The organism is Ensifer sp. ENS03, from assembly GCF_014852035.1.
Classification (GTDB): domain Bacteria; phylum Pseudomonadota; class Alphaproteobacteria; order Rhizobiales; family Rhizobiaceae; genus Ensifer; species Ensifer adhaerens.
In genome coordinates, this window is the sequence record NZ_JACVAV010000048.1 from 1 (window position 1) to 255 (window position 255).

At 65.5% G+C, this 255-nt stretch carries 1 pseudogene; it reads left to right on the plus strand.

Annotation, left to right across the window (positions count from 1 at the left end):
- Positions 1-255: pseudogene (locus tag IB263_RS33920) on the plus strand (urocanate hydratase); the annotation flags it as partial.

Here is a 255-nt window from a genome sequence, read left to right on the forward strand (position 1 = left end):
CCGCCGAAATCCTGCCGGAGATGGTCCGCCGCGGCATCCGTCCCGACATGGTCACCGACCAGACCTCGGCGCACGACCCGGTCAACGGTTACCTGCCGAAGGGCTGGACCATGGGCCAGTGGAAGGAAAAGCGCGTCAGCGATCCGAAGGCCGTCGAAAAGGCCGCGCGCGCCTCGATGCGCGACCACGTCGAAGCGATGATCGCCTTTCAGGACATGGGCATCCCGACCTTCGACTACGGCAACAACATCCGCC